15 protein-coding genes and 2 pseudogenes are annotated in these 18668 nt (G+C 70.8%); 7 read left to right on the top strand and 10 right to left on the bottom strand.

Features of this window, described 5'->3' with window-relative positions:
- Nucleotides 1-5: 5 nt before the first annotated feature.
- The 8 genes and pseudogenes from KIT86_RS13790 to KIT86_RS13755 all read right to left on the bottom strand — a co-directional run bounded on the left by KIT86_RS13790 (nt 6) and on the right by KIT86_RS13755 (nt 7355).
- Nucleotides 6-1592 carry a PAS domain-containing methyl-accepting chemotaxis protein gene (locus KIT86_RS13790; RefSeq protein WP_297399282.1) on the bottom strand — a complete coding sequence of 529 codons (1587 nt, stop codon included), beginning with the start codon at nt 1590-1592 and terminating at the stop codon, nt 6-8.
- A gap of 112 nt (nt 1593-1704) precedes the next feature.
- Nucleotides 1705-1902: pseudogene (locus tag KIT86_RS13785) on the bottom strand (copper-binding protein); the annotation flags it as partial.
- Nucleotides 1903-1989: 87 nt separating this feature from the next.
- Nucleotides 1990-2436: pseudogene (locus tag KIT86_RS13780) on the bottom strand (DUF411 domain-containing protein); the annotation flags it as partial.
- Between the two features lie 23 nt (nt 2437-2459).
- Nucleotides 2460-2975, bottom strand: a complete 516-nt coding sequence (locus KIT86_RS13775) for a plastocyanin/azurin family copper-binding protein (RefSeq protein WP_367185442.1) — start codon at nt 2973-2975, stop codon at nt 2460-2462.
- 11 nt (nt 2976-2986) lie between these two features.
- Entirely contained in the window at nt 2987-4387 is a 1401-nt protein-coding gene (locus tag KIT86_RS13770; protein ID WP_297399307.1) for a copper oxidase, read from the bottom strand.
- A 13-nt stretch (nt 4388-4400) separates the two neighbouring features.
- Nucleotides 4401-5777, bottom strand: coding sequence for a hypothetical protein (locus KIT86_RS13765; RefSeq protein WP_297399280.1), 1377 nt, complete (start codon nt 5775-5777; stop codon nt 4401-4403).
- A gap of 79 nt (nt 5778-5856) precedes the next feature.
- Nucleotides 5857-6240, bottom strand: coding sequence for a hypothetical protein (locus KIT86_RS13760; RefSeq protein WP_297399278.1), 384 nt, complete (start codon nt 6238-6240; stop codon nt 5857-5859).
- Nucleotides 6241-6281: 41 nt separating this feature from the next.
- Entirely contained in the window at nt 6282-7355 is a 1074-nt protein-coding gene (locus KIT86_RS13755) for a glycerophosphodiester phosphodiesterase (RefSeq protein WP_297399276.1), read from the bottom strand.
- Nucleotides 7356-7500: 145 nt separating this feature from the next.
- On the opposite strand from KIT86_RS13755, the gene KIT86_RS13750 reads away from it, so the two are divergent.
- Complete coding sequence (locus KIT86_RS13750) at nt 7501-9243, top strand: long-chain fatty acid--CoA ligase (RefSeq protein WP_297399274.1); 1743 nt, start codon at nt 7501-7503, stop codon at nt 9241-9243.
- Nucleotides 9244-9246: 3 nt separating this feature from the next.
- Here the strand turns inward: KIT86_RS13750 and KIT86_RS13745 are convergent, their stop codons facing one another.
- Nucleotides 9247-10158: a LysR family transcriptional regulator gene (locus KIT86_RS13745; protein WP_297399271.1), complete on the bottom strand. Its 912-nt coding sequence runs from the start codon at nt 10156-10158 to the stop codon at nt 9247-9249.
- Between the two features lie 108 nt (nt 10159-10266).
- On the opposite strand from KIT86_RS13745, the gene KIT86_RS13740 reads away from it, so the two are divergent.
- The 6 genes from KIT86_RS13740 (at nt 10267) to KIT86_RS13715 (ending at nt 18347) form a co-directional block, all read left to right on the top strand.
- On the top strand, nt 10267-11100 hold the full coding sequence (locus tag KIT86_RS13740; RefSeq protein ID WP_297399269.1) for an alpha/beta hydrolase: 834 nt from the start codon (nt 10267-10269) through the stop codon (nt 11098-11100).
- Nucleotides 11101-11192: 92 nt separating this feature from the next.
- A complete protein-coding gene (locus KIT86_RS13735; protein ID WP_297399267.1) occupies nt 11193-12371 on the top strand; it encodes an efflux RND transporter periplasmic adaptor subunit in 1179 nt (392 codons plus the stop codon).
- 23 nt (nt 12372-12394) lie between these two features.
- Nucleotides 12395-15622 (top strand): efflux RND transporter permease subunit, encoded by a 3228-nt coding sequence (locus tag KIT86_RS13730; RefSeq protein WP_297399265.1) that lies wholly within the window; start codon nt 12395-12397, stop codon nt 15620-15622.
- 20 nt (nt 15623-15642) lie between these two features.
- On the top strand, nt 15643-17064 hold the full coding sequence (locus tag KIT86_RS13725) for an efflux transporter outer membrane subunit (RefSeq protein ID WP_297399263.1): 1422 nt from the start codon (nt 15643-15645) through the stop codon (nt 17062-17064).
- A gap of 38 nt (nt 17065-17102) precedes the next feature.
- Entirely contained in the window at nt 17103-17339 is a 237-nt protein-coding gene (locus KIT86_RS13720) for a hypothetical protein (protein ID WP_297399261.1), read from the top strand.
- Between the two features lie 9 nt (nt 17340-17348).
- The gene (locus KIT86_RS13715; RefSeq protein ID WP_297399260.1) at nt 17349-18347 is read left to right on the top strand and encodes an MDR family oxidoreductase; all 999 of its coding nucleotides are present in this window, start codon (nt 17349-17351) and stop codon (nt 18345-18347) included.
- Here KIT86_RS13715 and KIT86_RS13710 read toward each other — a convergent pair.
- On the bottom strand, nt 18337-18668 hold a 332-nt coding region (locus KIT86_RS13710; protein ID WP_297399258.1), incomplete at its 5' end, for a DUF2189 domain-containing protein. The two genes, KIT86_RS13715 and KIT86_RS13710, sit on opposite strands and share 11 nt — an antisense overlap.

Raw genomic sequence — 18668 nt, 5'->3', positions numbered from 1 at the left:
GCCGCTCAGGCCCGTACGGTGCCCGTGCGCTGCTGCAGGCGGAAGACGCGCACCGCGTCGTTCATTACCTGGGCCTGGGCCTGCAGGGAGCCCGCGGCGGCGGCAAGTTGCTCGACCATGGCCGAGTTCTGCTGGGTCACCGCGTCGAGCTGGCCCACGGCCTGGTTGATCTGGCCCAGGCCCAGGGCCTGTTCCTGCGTGGCGTGGGTGATGTCGGCGATCAGGCCGTTGACCTGTTCGACCGACTGCACCACCTCGGTCATGGTCTTGCCGGTGCTGTGCACCAGCTCGCTGCCAGCGGTCACCTTCCCCGTCGACTCGTCGATCAGCGCCTTGATCTCCTTGGATGCCGTCATGGTGCGCTGGGCCAGGCTGCGCACCTCGCCGGCCACCACCGCGAATCCCCGTCCCTGTTCACCTGCGCGCGCCGCTTCCACGGCCGCGTTCAGGGCCAGGATGTTGGTCTGGAAGGCGATGCCGTCGATCACCCCGATGATTTCGGCGATGCGGCTGGACGAGCGGGTGATGTCGTCCATGGTGTGGATCACGCGCGCCATGGCGTCGTTGCCTTCGCGCGCCACGCTGGCCGAGTGCTGCGAGAGCACCGAGGCCTCGCGCGAAGCGTTCGCGCTTTGCTGCACCGTGCTGCTGAGTTCTTCCACCGAGGCGGCGGTCTGCTCCAGGCTGCTGGCCTGCGACTCGGTGCGCGAGGACAGGTCCTGGTTGCCGGCGGCGATCTGGCTGGACGCCACCTGCACGCCCTCGACCTCGTGGCGCACGTCCGCCACCACGGCCTGCAGGTTCACATTGAGCTGGTTCAGGGCGCTCGTGAGTTCGCCGAACTCGCCATTGGCGTGGCCCTGGATGCGGGCCGAAAGGTCTCCGGCGGCCATCTGGTTGGCGAACGCCACCGTCTGTTGCAGGGGCGTGAGCAGCTGATGGCGCAGCAGCAGCGCGGCGACCGAGGCCACGGCCAGCAAAGCCAGGCCGGCACCGAGGGTCGCCATGGCGCCCAGGGGCGCCGTGAATTGGCCCATGAGCATGCCCGCCGCCGCCATGCCCACCGAGCACAGCGCCATGCGTTTGCCCAGGGTGAGCCGGGTCAGGTCCTGCAGCCGCCCGAGCCAGCCGCTGCGCACCACGCGCCCACGCCGCAGCGAGAGGGTGGCGCGCCCGTCCTGGCCTTCGGCCCGCAGGCGGGCATAGAGGGCTTCGGCCTGTTGCACTTTGTCCCGGCTGGGTGCGGTGCGCACCGACATGTAGCCCACGGTCTGGCCATTCTCCAGCACCGGCGTGGCGTTGGCCTCCACCCAGTAATGGTCGCCGTTCTTGCGGCGGTTCTTCACCAGCGCCGACCACGGCGAGCCGCTGGCCAGGGTGGCCCACATGTCCCGGAAGGCCTCGGCGGGCATGTCGGGGTGCCGCACGATGTTGTGGGGCTGTCCCAGGAGTTCCTCGCGATCGAAACCGCTCACGGCCACGAAGGCCGGGTTGCAGTAGGTGATACGGCTTTGCAGGTCGGTGGTGGACACCAGCGTGACCCCTTCGGGGATCACGTATTCGTTTTGGGTGACGGGCAGGTTGTTGCGCATGGGATGGCTATCGGCCATTGCGGCCGAAACCGAAGGGAAATCTGGCTGCAGCCGTGCGCAAGGGGCCGCGGTTTGACGCAGATCAAACCGCGGACCACGCGCCCGCGCCGGCTCAGTCCGCCGGTTCTAGACTCAGCACGGTGTAGGCGCCGTTGAGCTTGTCGGCGGTGAAGCGCACCTTGTCGCCGGCCTTGACCCTGGCGAGCAGGGCCGGTTCCCGGACCTGGAAGACCATGGTCATGGGCGGCATGTCCAGGTTCTTGATCTCGCCGTGCCGGAGCGTGATCTTGCCGGCGGCGGTGTCGACCTTGCGCACCTCGGCCTCGCTGGTCGGCAGCGTGCCGCTGACCTCGCCCGAGGTCGGCTTGAAGCCGCCAGCGCCGGTGCCCGCGTGGCGCTGGAACACGCGCGAGCTGCCGTCGCGCTGCACCAGCAGCACGTCGTAGGCATCGCGCCGATCGCCGTACACCGGGCCGTCCATGCCCGGGCTGCCCACCGGCATGCCCGGCACGGCCAGGCCGATCGCCTGGGGTTTCTCGGCGAGCAGGCGGCGGATCTCGCTGGCGGCCACATGGCCTTCGACCACGTAGCCGCCGACCAGCGCGGTGTGGCACGAGCCGTACCTGGCGGGCAGGCCCAGGCGCTGGCGCATGGCCGTGTTGCCGGTGTCGAACACCTGGACCTGGAAGCCATCGGCGCGCATGAGCTCGACCCAGTCTTTGCAGCAGCCGCAGTTGGGGTCTTTCCAGACCTGCAGCACAGGGGGGGAGGCGGGTTGGGCGAAGGCGCCTGCGGCGGCCAGGGACAGGCCGATCGCTGCGCTGAGCAGGTGTCGTCTTTGCATGGTGTGCTCCTGAAGAAGGGATGTCATGCCTTGGGCTTGACGCGGATGGTGCCCCGCATGCCGGCTTCGAAATGGCCGGCGATCAGGCAGGCGAACTCGAAATCGCCGGGGCGGTTGAAGGTCCAGACCACGTCACCGGTTTTGCCCGGTGGCACGTGCGCCATGTAGGGTTCGTCGTGCTCCATGCCGGGGTGCTTCTTCATCATCTCGGCGTGAGCCCTCAGCTCCGTGCCGGTGCCCAGCACGATCTCGTGCATCACCTTGCCTCGGTTCACGGCGCGCAGGCGCAGTGTCTCGCCCTCGCGCACCTCCAGGTGGCTGGGGCTGAGCTTCATGTCGTCGGTCATGCGGATGTCGACCGTGCGCGTGACGGCCCCGGGTTCGCCCGCGATGCCCCAGGGCTTCTGCTCCTTGGCCACGGCCGCAGCGGCCTGGCCGTGCGAGTTGCCGTGCGCGTGCGCGGCGGGCAGGGTCAGTGCCCAGGGCAGGGCGAGCAGGCTGAGCTGGAACTGGCGGCGGTTGGTCATTGGCGTGTTCATGGAAGGTCCTTTCAATGGTGTTGGTGCGCGTTGCCTGCGTCGGCGGCGGGTTTGCGCACCGTGGCGCCGGCGGGCTGGGCCGGGGCCGTCGGCCGGGTGGCCGCGGGTGCCGCGCCGGTCTCGACCAGTCGGGCCTGGGTGCCCGGCGGCATGGCGTAGGGGCCCGGGTCGCTGTAGTCGCCGGCTTTCTGGTCGGCCCGCACCTTGAGGGTGGTGAACATGCCGCCCATCTCGATCGGGCCGTAGGGGCCGGTGCCGGTCATCATGGGGAAGGTGTTCGCCGGCAGCTCCATCTGCATCTCGCCCATGTCGGCCATGCCGCGCTCGCCCATCACCATGTAGTCGGGTGCGGCGCGCTGCAGCGGCTTGACCAGGCCCCGGTGGTCGGCACCGATCATGGTCGGCACGCTGTGACCCATGGCCCCCATGGTGTGGTGGCTCTTGTGGCAGTGCATGGCCCAGTCGCCCGGCTCGTCGGCCACGAACTCGATCTGCCGCATCTGGCCCACGGCCACGTCGGTCGTCACCTCGGGCCAGCGCGAGCCCCGGGGTGTGGCGCCGCCGTCGGTGCCGGTCACCTCGAACTCGATGCCGTGGATGTGGATCGGGTGGTTGGTCATGGTGAGGTTGCCCACCCGCACACGCACCCGCTCGCCCAGGCGGGCCACCAGCGGCGTGATGCCGGGGAACACGCGGCTGTTCCAGGCCCAGATGTTCTGCTCCAGCATGGTGTTGACCTGCGGCGTCATGCTGCCGGGCTCCACGTCGAAGGCGTTGAGCAGGAAGCAGTAGTCGCGCTGCACGTCTTCGATCAGGGGATGCTTCTGCCTCGGGTGCGTGACCCAGAAGCCCATCATGCCCATGGCCATCTGCACCATCTCGTCGGCGTGCGGGTGGTACATGAAGGTGCCGGGGCGGCGGGCGGTGAATTCGTAGACGAAGGTCTTGCCCGCCGGGATGGCCGGCTGGTTCAGGCCGCCCACCCCGTCCATCCCGTTGGGCAGGCGCTGGCCGTGCCAATGGATGGTGGTGTGCTCGGGCAGGCGGTTGGTGACGTACAGGCGCACGCGGTCGCCTTCCACCACCTCGATCGTCGGCCCCGGGCTCTGGCCGTTGTAGCCCCACATGTTGACCATGAAGCCCGGCGCGACCTCGCGCACCACGGGTTCGGCCACCAGATGGAATTCCTTCACGCCGTTGTTCAGGCGCCAGGGCAGGGTCCAGCCGTTGAGCGTGACCACCGGGTTGTAGGGCCGGCCCGCGCCGGTCACGCCCGGCGGCGTCCAGGGTGCGGCGGTCTCGGCCGAGGTCTGCTGCACGGCGTCGGGCAGGGCGGCGAGCGCCACCCGGCTCACGCTGGCGGCGGCGACCGCCGTGGCGGCCGCGCCGGCAAAGAAATGTCGTCGGTTCAGGGAAGGTGTCATGTCAGTGTCCTGCGGCGGCGGCCGTGCCGTTGCCGGATGAAGAGGAGGGGGTGTCGGGGCCGGCGTCGTCGGCGCCCGCCAGCAGGGCCTGCCAGTCGGCCTGCGCAAGCCAGTAGCCTCGGCGCGCCTGCAGCGCGGCATCGATCGCGCCCATGCGCTCGCGCGCACTGGCCAGCAGGTCCCAGGTGCTTTGCAGCATGCCGTTGTAGCGCAGCTGGGTCTCCTGCTCCAACGCCGAGTGCAGCTGCGCCACCACGTTCTGCGCATGCAGGGCGCTCGCGTGGCGCACCTGGAGCTCGGTCCAGGCCAGGCGCGCCATCGATCGGCGCTGCGCGGCCTGCCGCAGCAGGGCCGCCTGCGCTTGCACGGCGCGCTCCAGCGTGTGGTCGCGCAGCAGGCTCAGGTTGTCGATGCGGGGTGGGGCCGAGTCCGCACCGGTGACGGCGCCGAGCGCGGCGTCCACCGCCTCGTCCCAGGCCTGGCGGCGCGCGGGCGACACCAGGGCGATGTCGCGCCCCGCCAGCAGCCGGGCCTGGGCCAGCGTGGGGTGGCTGCGCAGCACCGCCGCCTCGTGCGTGGCCTCGCTCACGCCCTCGCCGGCCGGGGCGGTCGCGGGCAGTTCGGGCAGGGCGGTGGGCAGTTGCTCGCCCAGTTGCGCCACGGCCTGCGCGTCCCACAGACCCAGCAGCCGGGCCAGCCGTTCCTGCGCCGCCAGGGCGGTGCTGCGCGCGTTCACGCTGGCCTGCCAGGCCGTGGCCTCGATCAGTTGCTCGCGCATCTGCCGGGCCTGGCTCCAGTTGCCCGCCACCACCATGCGCCGGCCCAGTTCGCTGCCGGTGCGCGTGGCGTCCAGCACCTCGGCGAGCAGCCGCTCGCTCTGGCGCGCGGTCACGGCGTCGATCCAGGCGCGCCGGACATCCCGCACATGCGCCGCATAGGCCACGGCCACCTCGCGCTGGGCCAGCGGGTTCATGTCGGCGTGCGTGAAAAGCTCGGGCCGGTGCCGCAGCGAGAGCCGCAGCGCCTGGGCGAGGTCCAGCACGGGCCCGCGCCGGGGCTCGGCGCGGGCTTGCCCGGCCTGGGCCGACTCCCAGCGCAGCAGGTCGGCATGGCCGCGCGCGAACTCGGCCACACGCTGGTTGGCGCGTTGCCAGATCGCGCGCGCCGCCGCGATGTCGGTCGGCAGTGCGGGCAGGTCGGCCTGGCCGGTGGCCGGCAGCACCAGGGGCGGTGCGGTGACGGGGCGGGCCGGGTCGGCCGCGCCGAGCGCGTCTAAAGGCTGGGCATGGGCCGACGCGAGGGCCAGGGCACAGCCCAGGAACAGGCCGGAGCGCGCGCGGGTGGGCCCGGTGGGCGGCATTCGCCAGAAAAGGGTCATGGAAATCTCCTGAAAACACAAACCAGCGCCCGTCGCCCGCCCTCATCGGGCGGCGGCGGACGCACCTCGGGTGTGTGGCTCAGGAAATGGGTGGCTTGATGCCCTGGTGGGGCTCGGAGCTCAGGAAGCGCTCGGCCCGCAGCGCGAGCAGGCCATGCCGCAGCGACAGCGCGGGCACGGCAGGCACCGAAAGCGCCATGGCCGGCCCGTTGCAGACCTCGCAGCTCTTGTGCGTGTGCCCGCCGGCCCCACCGTCGTGCTGTGGGCCGGCGCCGGGGTCGGCCATGGCGGCCGCGTCCTCGTGATGCCCGCCCTGGGCGTGAGCGGCGTGGTCCGTGCCGGGCGCAGCCTGATGGTGCTCGGCCTGCGCCGGGGCGGCCAGCATCGACAGCGCCATGGCGTCGCCCATCCAGCCGCGAATCGGCAGCAGGACGATCATGAGGGCGAGCAACAGGTGGCGCATGGCCTGGAATGATACGGCGCGGGCCGATAGAGTTCCCGGGCTCAGGGCAACTGCGGCGCGACGCCGAAGCGCGCCGGTGGCGCGGGCAGGAGCTCTTCCACCGGCGCGGCGGCTTTGGGCGCACGCACCGCCACCTGGGGCGGCAGCGCCATGCCGCGCGCCTGCATCACGGCGCGAAGGCGGTCGGGGTAGTCGGTGATGATGCCGTCCACGCCCCAGTCGATGAGGCGTGCCATGTCCTGGGTCTCGTTCACCGTCCAGGGGATCACGCGCAGCTCCAGCGAGCGCGCGCGCTGCAGCAGGTGCTGGTCGATCTCGTTGAAGTTGGGCGACCAGAGCTTGCCGCCGGCGGCGGCGACCATGCCGGGCGCGTCCTCGAAGTCGGCCAGCCGCAGGCCTGCCGTCCACTCGCTGCTCTTGAGCGTGTTGCGCGAGGACAGGTAGGACAGCGGCATGCCCGGCGCGAGCTGGCTGGCCACCTTCTGGATGCGCCAGTCGAAACTCTGCAGGCTCACGCGCGAGGTCATGCCATGGGCCTTGATGACCGCCAGCACCGCGCGCACAAACGTCTCCGGAGGGGGGGATTCGTCCGGGCGGCCCGGGTGGATCTTGAGTTCGATGTTGAAGCGCACCTGGTGGGCGCCCAGCTGGCGCACCCGCTCGAACAGCGCGGCCAGGGTGGGGATGCGCTGCCCGTCCTGCGCCTGCTGCTCCGCGAAATCGCGCGCGTAGCGGCTGGCCGGGTTGATGCGGCCCACATCCCAGGCGGCGATCTCGGCCAGCGTGAGGCGGTGGAAGGGCTGGCCGCGCGCCTGCAGCCAGCGGCCGTCGGCGTCGCGCGTGAGGTCGGGGTTGGGGGCGATGTCGTGCGAGATCAAGGGCACGCCCTCGGCGCTGAGCACCACGTCGAGTTCGAGCGTGCTCACGCCCACGGCCAGGGCGCGCTCGAAGGCCGCCAGCGTGTTTTCAGGTGCGAGGCCGCGCGCGCCGCGATGGCCCTGCACGTCGAACGCAAGTGCGGCGCTGGCGCACCACAGCGAAAGGCCCAGGGCCGTGGTGCAGCTCCAGCGGATCCAGGTCAGGCGTTGCACGCCCTGTGCAGCGGGTTCAGTCATGGCTGCAGTCTGACAGCCTCCGATGACCGATGCAAGACAGCCCGGGCCGGGCTCGATGCGCGGTCTCTCGCGCGACAAACGCGGGTTTCGGCGCGCGATGGCGGCCCGTATGCTTGTCCCACAACACCCATCACGGAGACATGCGATGAGCAGCACCAACGAAGGCGGGCGCCCTGCGTCCACGCCCGATCCGCACGCGCACCACCGCTTTTGGCCCACGCGCCTGCCGCACCGCATCACCACCCCGGCCACCTCGCTCTGGTGCAACCTGGACGTGAGCGCCCAGCGCTACCCGGACAAGCCCGCCCTGGTGTTCTTCGACCAGGTGCTGAGCTACCGCGAGCTGCATGCGCAGGTGGAGCGCCTGGCGGCGCACCTGCGGCAGCAGGGCGTGCAGGATGGCGAGCGCGTGATCCTGTTCATGCAGAACTGCCCGCAGTGGGTGGTGGCGCACTTCGCCATCCTGCGCGCCAACGCGGTGGTGGTGCCGGTCAATCCCATGAACAGGGCCGAGGAGCTCAAGCACTACATCATCGATCCCGACGCCCGCGTGGCCATCGCCGCGGCCGACCTCGCCGGCGAACTGCTCAAGGCCAACGGCGAGGTGCGCGAGGCCGACCGGCTGCGCCACCTGGTCGTCTCCCACTACAGCGACGCCTTCGGGCCGGCCGCCGAGGTGCCACCGGCCTGGGCCGAGTGGCTGGGCACGCGCCATCCGTCACCCACTTTGCCCTGTGGCACGGTGAGCGACTGGGCCGAGGCCCTGGCCTGCGGCGGCAGCGCGCCCGCGCACAACCGGGGCCCGGACGACCTGGCCGTGCTGCCCTACACCAGCGGCACCACCGGCCTGCCCAAGGGCTGCATGCACCCGCACCGCACCCTCATGCACAACGCGGTCGGTGTCGGGCTCTGGACGGCCAGCACGTCCGAGAACGTGGGCCTGCTGGTGGTGCCCATGTTCCACATCACCGGCATGGTGGCGGGCATGCACGCGGGGGTGTACACCGGCTCGACCATGGTGGTGATGCCGCGCTGGGACCGCGAGCTCGCCGGCCGGCTCATCTCGCGCTGGCGCTGCACCCACTGGACCAACATCCCCACCATGGTCATCGATCTGCTGGCCAGCCCGAACTTCGACCAGTACGACCTCTCCAGCCTGGTGCTGGTGGGCGGCGGCGGCGCGGCCATGCCGCAGGCCGTGGCGCAGCGCCTGCTCGACCAGTTCGGCCTGCGCTACTCGGAAGGCTATGGCCTGACCGAGACCGCCGCGCCCTCGCACAACAACCCGCCCGACCACCCCAAACAGCAATGCCTGGGCATTCCCTTCCTGGGCACCGACGCGCGCGTGGTCGACCCGATCACGCTGCAGGAGATGCCCCAGGGCGAGACCGGCGAGATCATCATCCACGGCCCCGAGGTGTTCGACGGCTACTGGAAGCGCCCCGAGGCCACCGAGGCCGCCTTCATCACCTTCGAGGGCAAGCGCTTCTTCCGTTCAGGCGACCTCGGCCGCGTGGACGAGGACGGCTACTTCTTCATCACCGACCGGCTCAAGCGCATGATCAATGCGAGTGGCTTCAAGGTCTGGCCGGCCGAGGTCGAAGCGCTCATGTTCCGGCACCCGGCGATCGCCGAAGCCTGCGTGATCGCGACCCAGGACGCCTACCGGGGCGAGAGCGTCAAGGCGGTGGTGGTGCTGCGCGACGCCGCGCGCGGCCAGACCAGCGAGCAGGCCATCCTGGACTGGTGCCGCGAGAACATGGCGGCCTACAAGTGCCCGCGCACGGTCGAGTTCGTCACCGCGCTGCCCAAGAGCGGCAGCGGCAAGGTGATGTGGCGCCTGCTGCAGGAGCAGGAGGCCGCGAAGGCGCCCCCATCCACCGCCTGAGGTTCAGCCCGACATCTGCGGGCACTTGGCGAACAGGTCCGCGACCCACTCCACGAAGGCCCGCACCTTCGCGCTGAGGTGGCGGTTGGGCGGATACACCACGTAGAGCGGGATGGTGGGCGTGGACCACTCGGCGAGCACCTGCACCAGCTCGCCGCGCTGGATCAGCGGAACCGCCGTGAAGGCCCCCATCTGCGCCACGCCCAGGCCGGCCAGCACGGCCGCGATCATGGCGTTGCTCTCGTTGACGGACAGCCGCGTCGGGCCCGTGATCTCCACCGTCTGGCCCTCCTTCACGAACTCGTTGATGAAGGGGCGGCCGTTGCGCGCGGAAAAGTAGTTCAGCATCGTGTGCTCGCTGCCCAGCTGCTCCGGGTGCGTGGGCGTGCCATGCGCCTTGAGATAGGCCGGCGAGGCCACCGTCATCAGCGCCACGTTGGCCACGCGGCGCGCCACGAGCGACTGGTCCAGCAGCTCGCCGCCGCGGATCACGCAGTCCACGTTGTCGGCGATGAGGTCCACCGCGCGGTCGGTGACCCCCAGGTCGAGCTGGATGTCGGGGTAGCGGCGGTAGAAGTCGGCCAGGGCGGGGATGATGATGTACTGCGCCACCGAAGTCCCCACGTCCACGCGCAGGCGCCCGCTGGGGCTGGCCTGGGCGTTGGTCATGCTGGCCTCGATGTCGTCGAGGTCGTTGAGCACGCGGGCCGTGCGCTCGTAGTACGCCGCACCATCGGGCGTGACGGTCACGCGCCGCGTGGTGCGGTTGAGCAGCTTGACCTTCAGCCTCGATTCCAGGTGCTGCACCATCTTCGTCACCGTGCCCTTGGGCAGGTCCAGCGACTCGGCCGCCTTGGTGAACGTGCCGGCCTCCACCACCCGCGCAAATACCCTGATCGATTGGATCTGATCCATGCCCTCTGTCCTTGATGTGCTTTGTGGCGGGATTGTTCATGCAATGGAAACAGACAACTGGCGCGACATGGCTTTATCCGCAGAAAGGGTGTGTCTATAGTTCAGGCCATGGTTTCAACTGCCTCATCCTCTGCCGCCTTGCCGCCCGCGCGCACCTTGTCGGTGCCCGGCCAGCCGCCGCTGGCGCTGCGCGTCTGGGGCGCGAAGCCGCGCGGCGCCGTGGTGCCGCTCGTGCTGCACTTCCATGGCGGCGCCTTCATCTCGGGCGATGTGGACAGCGGCGCGTGCCTGGCCGAGCTGCTGGCCAGTTCGGGCGCGGTGGTGGCGTCGCTGGCCTATCCGCTGGCGCCGGCGCACCGCTTTCCCGATGCGGTGGAAGCCGGCTTTGCGGCGCTGGAATGGCTGTTCAAGCAGCGCACGCGGCTGGCGGGCAGCGGCGCGCCGCTGTTCGTCGCGGGTGAAGAGGCCGGCGGCAACCTCGCGGCGGCGGTGGCCATGATGGTGCGCGACCGCGCGCACCCGCCGCTGGCCGGCCAGATCCTTGTCGCGCCCATGCTGGACCCGTGCGGCGCCACGCCCTCGCTGCGGCAGACCATGGGCGAATCCACCGGTTGCAAATGGATGGACGGCTGGCAGCAGTACCTGCGCGGCCCGATGGACGCAGAACATCCCTATGCCGTGCCCTGCCGCGCGCAACGGCTCGCCGGCCTGCCGCCCGCGCTGATCCTCACCGGCGGCGACGACCCGATGCGCGACGAGGCCCTGGCCTACGCCGATCGCCTGCGCGAGGCGGGCATCGCGGTGCACAGCGGCCTCCTGCCTCCCACCACCGGCTGGCCCGACTCGCTCAGCGAGCAGCCCGCCGGCGAATGTCCGTGTGCCGTCGAGGTGCGCGGCCACGTCCGGGCCTTCTTCCAGGCCGCGACGCCCCCGCCGTCCTGACGGACCCGCGCTCCCCTTTCCCACCCCCCTGAAATGCCCACCCCGGTGATCCACCGGGGGCGGCTTCGTTCGCCCTCAAAAAGGAAAAAACCATGTCCGACCTGTCCTCATTCAAGCGCCGCGTCTGGTGGCCCACCGCCGCCGCCCTGGCGGCCCTCATCGTCGCGGGCGTCGTGCTCGTGCAGGAAGCGAGCCCCGCCCGCGCCAGCGCACCGGTGAGCGCACCGCCGCCCATGCCGGTTTCCGTGGCCACCGTGGCCGAGAGCGACGTCGCCGCCTGGCAGGAGTTCTCCGGCCGCCTGGAGGCGGTCGAGCGGGTGGACATCCGCTCCCGCGTCGCCGGCGTGGTGCAGGCGACGCATTTCCGCGAGGGCGCGCTGGTGGCCAAGGGCGACCTGCTGGTGTCCATCGACCCCGCACCCTACGAAGCCGAGTTCGCGCGCGCCGAGGCCCAGGCCGTGGCCGCGCAGGCCCGCGTCACCCACGCCAGCAACGAGCACGCCCGCTCGCGCCGCCTGTGGGACGACAAGGCGATCGCCCAGCGCGAGCTGGACGACCGCGAGAACGCGCTGCGCGAGGCCGAGGCCAACCTCAAGGCCGCGCAGGCACAACTGCAGGCCGCGCGCCTGAGCCTGGGCTACACCCAGGTGCGTGCTCCGGTGGCCGGGCGCATCGGCAAGCTCGAGGTGACCGTGGGCAACCTGGTCGCCGCCGGCCCCGGCGCGCCCGTGCTCACCACCCTGGTCTCGGTCAGCCCGATCTACGCCAGCTTCGACGCCGATGAAAGAACCGTCTCCGGCGCGCTGCAGGGCGTGGCCGGCGGCGCGCGCCCGGCGGTCGAGCGCATCCCCGTGCAGATGGGCACCTCGGCCACCAGCGACACGCCTTACGCCGGCCAGCTGCAGCTGATCGACAACCAGGTCGATCCGCGCAGCGGCACCGTGCGCGTGCGCGCCGTGTTCGACAACAAGGACGGCCGCCTCATGCCCGGCCAGTTCGCGCGCATCCGCATGGGCCAGCCGCAGACCGCGCGCACCCTGCTGGTGAGCGAGCGCGCCGTCGGCACCGACCAAGACAAGAAATACGTGCTGGTGGTGGGCGAGGGCGACAAGACGGAATACCGCGCCGTCACCTTGGGCGCATCGGTCGATGGTCTGCGCACCGTGCTCAGCGGCCTGCAGCCCGGCGAGCGCATCGTCGTCAATGGCTTGCAGCGCGTGCGCCCCGGTGACGTGGTGCAACCCCAGCCTGTGCCCATGGCCAAGTCCTGAGCCCTGCCCGTGAAAAGAACGCCATGAACCTCTCGAAATTCTTCATTGATCGGCCGATCTTCGCGGGCGTGCTCTCGCTGCTGATCCTGATCGCCGGTCTGGTCGCGCTGCGCGGCCTGCCGATCTCCGAGTACCCCGAGGTGGCGCCGCCATCGGTGGTGGTGCGCGCCCAGTACCCCGGTGCCAACCCCAAGGTGATCGCCGAAACCGTGGCCACGCCGCTGGAGGAATCCATCAACGGCGTCGAAGGCATGCTCTACATGGGCAGCCAGGCCACGACCGACGGCGTGATGACGCTGACCGTGACCTTCAAGCTCGGCACCGACCCCGACAAGGCCCAGCAGCTGGTGCAGAACCGGGTGTCGCAGGCCGAGCCGCGCCTGCCCGAGGAAGTGCGCCGCCTGGGCGTGACCACGGTCAAGAGCTCGCCCGACATCACGATGGTGGTGCACCTGGTCTCGCCCAACGACCGCTACGACATCAACTACCTGCGCAACTACGCGGTGCTCAACGTCAAGGACCGGCTCGCGCGCATCCAGGGCGTGGGGCAGGTGCAGATCTTCGGCGGGGGCGACTATTCCATGCGCGTCTGGCTCGACCCGCAGAAGGTCGCGCAGCGCGGCCTCTCCGCCAGCGACGTGGTGGGCGCGATCCGCGGCCAGAACGTGCAGGCCGCCGCCGGCGTGGTCGGCGCCTCGCCCGGCCTGCCCGGCGTGGACATGCAACTCTCCATCAACGCGCAGGGCCGCCTGCAGACCGAAGAGGAGTTCGGCGACATCATCGTCAAGACCGCAGGCGACGGCGCCGTCACCCGCCTGCGCGACATCGCGCGGCTGGAGATGGGCGCGGCCGACTACTCGCTGCGCTCGCTGCTCAACAACCAGCCTGCCGTGGGCATGGGCGTGTTCCAGGCACCGGGCTCCAACGCGCTGGACATCTCGGCCGAGGTGCGCGCCACCATGGCCGAGCTGCAGAAGAACATGCCCGAAGGTGTGGAGTTCCGCATCGCCTACGACCCCACGCAGTTCGTGCGCGCCTCCATCCAGTCGGTGATCACGACCCTGCTCGAAGCCATCGCGCTGGTGGTGCTGGTGGTGATCCTGTTCCTGCAGACCTGGCGCGCGTCCATCATCCCGCTGCTGGCGGTGCCCGTGTCGGTGGTCGGCACCTTCGCCGTGCTGCACGGGCTGGGTTTCTCGATCAACGCGCTCTCGCTGTTCGGGCTGGTGCTGGCCATCGGCATCGTGGTGGACGACGCGATCGTGGTGGTGGAGAACGTGGAGCGCAACATCGAGTCCGGGCTGTCGCCGCGCGAGGCCACCTACCGCGCGATGAAAGAAGTCTCCGGGCCCATCATCGCGATCGCGCTGGTGCTGGTGGCGGTGTTCGTGCCGCTGGCCTTCATCAGCGGCCTGACCGGCCAGTTCTACAAGCAGTTCGCGGTGACCATCGCGATCTCCACCGTGATCTCGGCCATCAACTCGCTCACGCTCTCGCCCGCGCTCGCGGCCCTGCTGCTGCGCGGCCACGACGCGCCGAAAGACGCGCTCACGCGTGGCATGGACCGGGTCTTCGGCGGGCTCTTCCGCGGCTTCAACCGCTTCTTCCACAGGGGCTCGGAGGCCTACAGCGGCGGTGTGCGGCGCGTGATCTCGCGCAAGGCGCTGATGATGGTGATCTACCTCGCGCTCGTGGCGGTCACCTTCGGCCTGTTCAAAGCCGTGCCCAGCGGCTTCGTGCCGGCGCAGGACAAGCAGTACCTGATCGGCTTCGCGCAGCTGCCCGACGGCGCCACGCTGGACCGCACGGAAGACGTGATCCACCGCATGGGCGAGATCACCAAGCGCAATCCCAACGTGGAAGACGCGATCGCCTTCCCCGGCCTGTCGATCAACGGCTTCACCAACAGCTCGAACTCCGGCATCGTGTTCGCCACGCTCAAGCCCTTTGCCGAGCGCCGCCGCGCCGACCAGAGCGGTGGCGCCGTCGCGGGCCAGCTCAACCAGGCCTACGGCGAGATCCAGGACGCCTTCATCGTGATGTTCCCCCCGCCGCCGGTGGCCGGCCTGGGCACCACCGGCGGCTTCAAGCTGCAGCTCGAAGACAAGGCCTCGCTGGGCTATGAGGCGATGGACGCGGCGGTCAAGGCCTTCATGGCCAAGGCCTACCAGACGCCCGAACTCGCCGGCATGTTCACGAGCTGGCAGGTCAACGTGCCGCAGCTCTACGCCGACATCGACCGCACCAAGGCGCGCCAGCTCGGCGTGCCGGTGACGGACATCTTCGACACCATGCAGATCTACCTTGGCAGCCTGTACGTGAACGACTTCAACCAGTTCGGCCGCACCTACAGCGTGCGCGCCCAGGCCGACGCGCCGTACCGCGCGCGCGCCGAGGACGTGGGTCTGCTCAAGGTGCGCTCCAGCACGGGCGAGATGGTACCGCTCTCGGCGCTCATGAAGGTCAACGCCAGCTTCGGCCCGGAGCGCGCCATGCGCTACAACGGTTACCTCTCGGCCGACATCAACGGCGGGCCTGCGCCCGGCTTCTCCTCCGGCCAGGCGCAGGACGCGATCGAGCGCATCGCCGCCGAGACGCTGCCGCAGGGCATCGGCTTCGAGTGGACGGAGCTCACCTACCAGGAAATCCTGGCCGGCAACTCCGCGCTGTGGGTGTTCCCGCTGGCGATCCTGCTGGTGTTCCTGGTGCTGGCCGCGCAGTACGAGAGCCTGACACTGCCGCTGTCCATCATCCTCATCGTGCCCATGGGCCTGCTCGCGGCCATGACGGGTGTGTGGCTGGACGGTGGCGACAACAACGTGTTCACGCAGATCGGGCTGATCGTGCTGGTGGGGCTCTCGGCGAAGAACGCGATCCTGATCGTGGAGTTCGCGCGCGAGCTGGAGTTTGCCGGGCGCTCGCCGGTGCAGGCCGCCATCGAAGCCAGCCGCCTGCGGCTGCGCCCCATCCTCATGACCTCGCTGGCGTTTGTGATGGGCGTGCTGCCGCTGGTGCTGGCCACTGGCGCGGGTGCCGAGATGCGCTCGGCCATGGGCGTGGCGGTGTTCGCCGGGATGATCGGCGTGACCGCGTTCGGCCTGTTCCTCACGCCCGTGTTCTACGTGCTGCTGCGCCGCGTGGCTGGCAACCGTGCGCTCAAGCTGCACGGCACCGTGCCGCACCTGGAGGGCTTTGCCTCCGGCGGTGGCGGCAGCGCGCGCGCGCTGCCCGCCGCTCCCCTGACCCATTGAAGACCCAGAAGGTGAACCCCGTGAAACATCTCCATCGCCTGCTGGCGCTGACCGCCGCGCTCGTGCTGGCCGGTTGCGCCACCGCGCTGCCGCCCTTGCCGGCGTCCGTGCCCACGCCGCCGCAGTTCAAGGAAGAACCGCGCCAGAACGAGCGCTGGACCATCGCCCAGCCCGCCGAAGCCCAGCCTCGCGGCACCTGGTGGAAGGCGTTTGGCGACCCGGTGCTCGACGACCTGGCCGAACGCGCCGCCGCCAGCAACGCCGGCATCCATGAAGCCGCGGCCCGGCTGGCCCAGGCGCGCTCGCTGGTGCGCGGCGCGCAGGCCGACCGCCTGCCGCAGATCGGCGTGGGGGCGGACGCCTCGCGCGGCGCCGGCGCGAACACCGCGGGCGGCGCCACGCCGGCCACGCTGCTGCAGGCGGGCGTGAACCTGTCGTACGAGCTCGACCTGTTCGGGCGCCTGGCGGGCGTGCGCGATGCGGCGGCGCTGGATGCGCAGTCGCGCGAAGCCCTGCTGCAGAGCACGCGCCTGCTGGTGCAGGCCGAGGTGGCCCAGACCTACCTCGCCCTGCGCGCGCTGGATGCCGAGCGCGCCCTGGTGCAGGACACCGCCACCGCCTATGCGGACACGCTGCGCCTCACGCAGCGCCGCTTCGAGGCCGGCGATGTGGCCGAGCTGGACGTGATCCGCATCCAGACCGAACTCGCCGCCACCGAAGCCGAGGGGTTCGCGCTGGGCCGCAGCCGGGCCGAACTCGAACACGCGCTGGCCGTGCTGGTGGGCGAGCCGGCTTCCGGCTTCGTGCTGGCGCCGGCCGACGGTGCCCGCGTGCTGCCCGTGATCCCGGCGGGCGTGCCCGGCACCGTGCTCACCCGCCGGCCCGACGTGGCCGCCGCGCAGGCCGCGCTGCTGGCCGCCCAGGCCCGCGTGGGCGTGGCGCAGGCGGCGTGGTTCCCCAGCCTCTCGCTCACGGCGGCGGCGGGTTATGCCTCGCCCGACATCGGCGACCTGTCCAAGTGGTCGGCGCGCGCCTGGGGCGTGGGCGCGCTGCTGTCGGCGCCGCTGTTCGACGGCGGGCGTCGCGAAGCCGGCGTGCAGGGCGCGCAGGCGCAGCTCGACGCCGCCGCCGCGAGCTACCGCGGCCAGGTGCTCACGGCCCTGCGCGAGGTGGAGGACCAGCTCTCCGCCCTGCGCTGGCTGCAGGACCAGTCGCTGGCCCAGGGCCGCGCGGTCAGCGCCGCGCAGCGCGCCAGCGCGATCTCGGAAACGCGCTATCGCAATGGGCTGGTGAGCCAGCTCGAGTTGCTCGACGCGCGCCGCAATGAGCTGATCAACCGGCGGCAGGCGCAGCGCGTGGAGGCGGCCCAGCAGCAGGCCACCGTGCGGCTCATCCGCGCCATCGGCGGCGGCTGGGAGGCCGGTGCCGCCCGGGGCACCTGAGCGACTCGGGCGGCGGGCCAAGGCCGGCACAATGGGGCATGCCATCCCCGACCGAGATCCTGCGCCGGCTCTGGCAGCCGCACCGTGGCCTGTTCTGGCTCATGGTCGGCCTGCAGCTGCTGTCGTCCTGCATCGTGCTGTTCGTGCAGATCACCGACCCGCCCGAGGCGCTGCGCCTCGTGCTCGGCCTGATGGCGCTGACCGACGCCCTGCTGGCCTGGTGGCTCACGGTGCGCTTGTGGCGCGAGTCGGCCCCCACGCCCCACCACCCTTAGGAGAAGACCATGTTCCAGGCCTTGTTGATCACCAAGCCCGAATCGGGCTACCGATGCGAACTCGCGCAGCTCGATGAAGCGCAGTTGCCCGCCAGCGGTGACGTGACGGTGCGCGTGGACTACTCCACCATCAACTACAAGGATGGCCTGGCCATCACCGGCCGTTCGCCGGTGGTGCGCAGCTTCCCCATGGTGCCCGGCATTGACTTCGCCGGCGCCGTCACGCACAGCGACCACCCGAGATGGAAGGCGGGCGACCGCGTGCTGCTCAACGGTTTTGGCGTGGGCGAAACGCACTGGGGCGGCCTGTCGCAGATGGCGCGTGTCAAGGGTGACTGGCTGGTGGCCTTGCCCGAGACGCTGAGCGAGCGCGAAGCCATGTCGCTCGGCACGGCCGGCTACACCGCCATGCTGTGCGTGCAGGCGCTGCAGAAGCACTGGGCTGAGGCGGGCGTGGCCGCCGGCAGCGGCGAGGTGCTGGTGACGGGTGCGGGCGGCGGGGTGGGCAGCGTGGCGATCTCGCTGCTGGCGGGCCTTGGCCACACCGTGGTGGCCTCCACCGGCCGGCCGCAGGAGGCCGATTACCTCCGGTCGCTGGGTGCGGCCAGCGTGATCGACCGCGCCGAACTGAGCGCGCCGGGCAAACCGCTGCAGAAAGAGCGCTGGATCGGCGTGGTGGATTCGGTGGGCAGCCACACCTTGGCCAACGCCTGCGCCAGCACCCGCTACGGCGGCGCGGTGGCCGCCTGCGGCCTGGCGCAGGGCATGGACCTGCCCGCCAGCGTGGCGCCCTTCATTCTGCGAGGCATCACCCTGTATGGCATCGACAGCGTGATGGCGCCCATGGCCCGGCGCGAGGCCGCCTGGGACGCGCTCGCCAAGACGATCCACCGCGAACAGCTGGCGGCTATCACGAAAGAGATTTCGCTGGCCGATGCCTTGGCCGCCGGCCCCGAGATCCTGGCCGGCCAGGTGCGTGGCCGCCTGGTGGTGAACCTCAAGGCCTGAGCTCGGGGGCCGGGTCCCGGCGCGGGGGCACCACCTGGCGGTAGGCGTGCCAGGTGGCGTGCCCCACCACCGGGCCGACGACGATCAGGCCCAGGAACCAGGGCAGCATCGCCAGCGCCACCAGCAGCGTGATCAGCGCGCCCCACCAGGCCATCACGCCCGGGTTTTGCAGGCAGGCGCGGATGCTGGTGAGCGCGGCCGAGATCGCGTCGACCTCGCGGTCCAGGATCATGGGGATCGAGATCGCGCTGGTGACGAAGATCAGCCCCGCGAACACACTGCCCACCAGGGTGTAGGTGATCAGGAACTCCAGGTTCTCGG

Origin of the sequence: Hydrogenophaga sp., assembly GCF_026125825.1 — a bacterium.
In the GTDB taxonomy this organism is placed as follows: domain Bacteria; phylum Pseudomonadota; class Gammaproteobacteria; order Burkholderiales; family Burkholderiaceae_C; genus Hydrogenophaga.
This window is presented reverse-complemented; position numbering and strand designations above follow the sequence as displayed.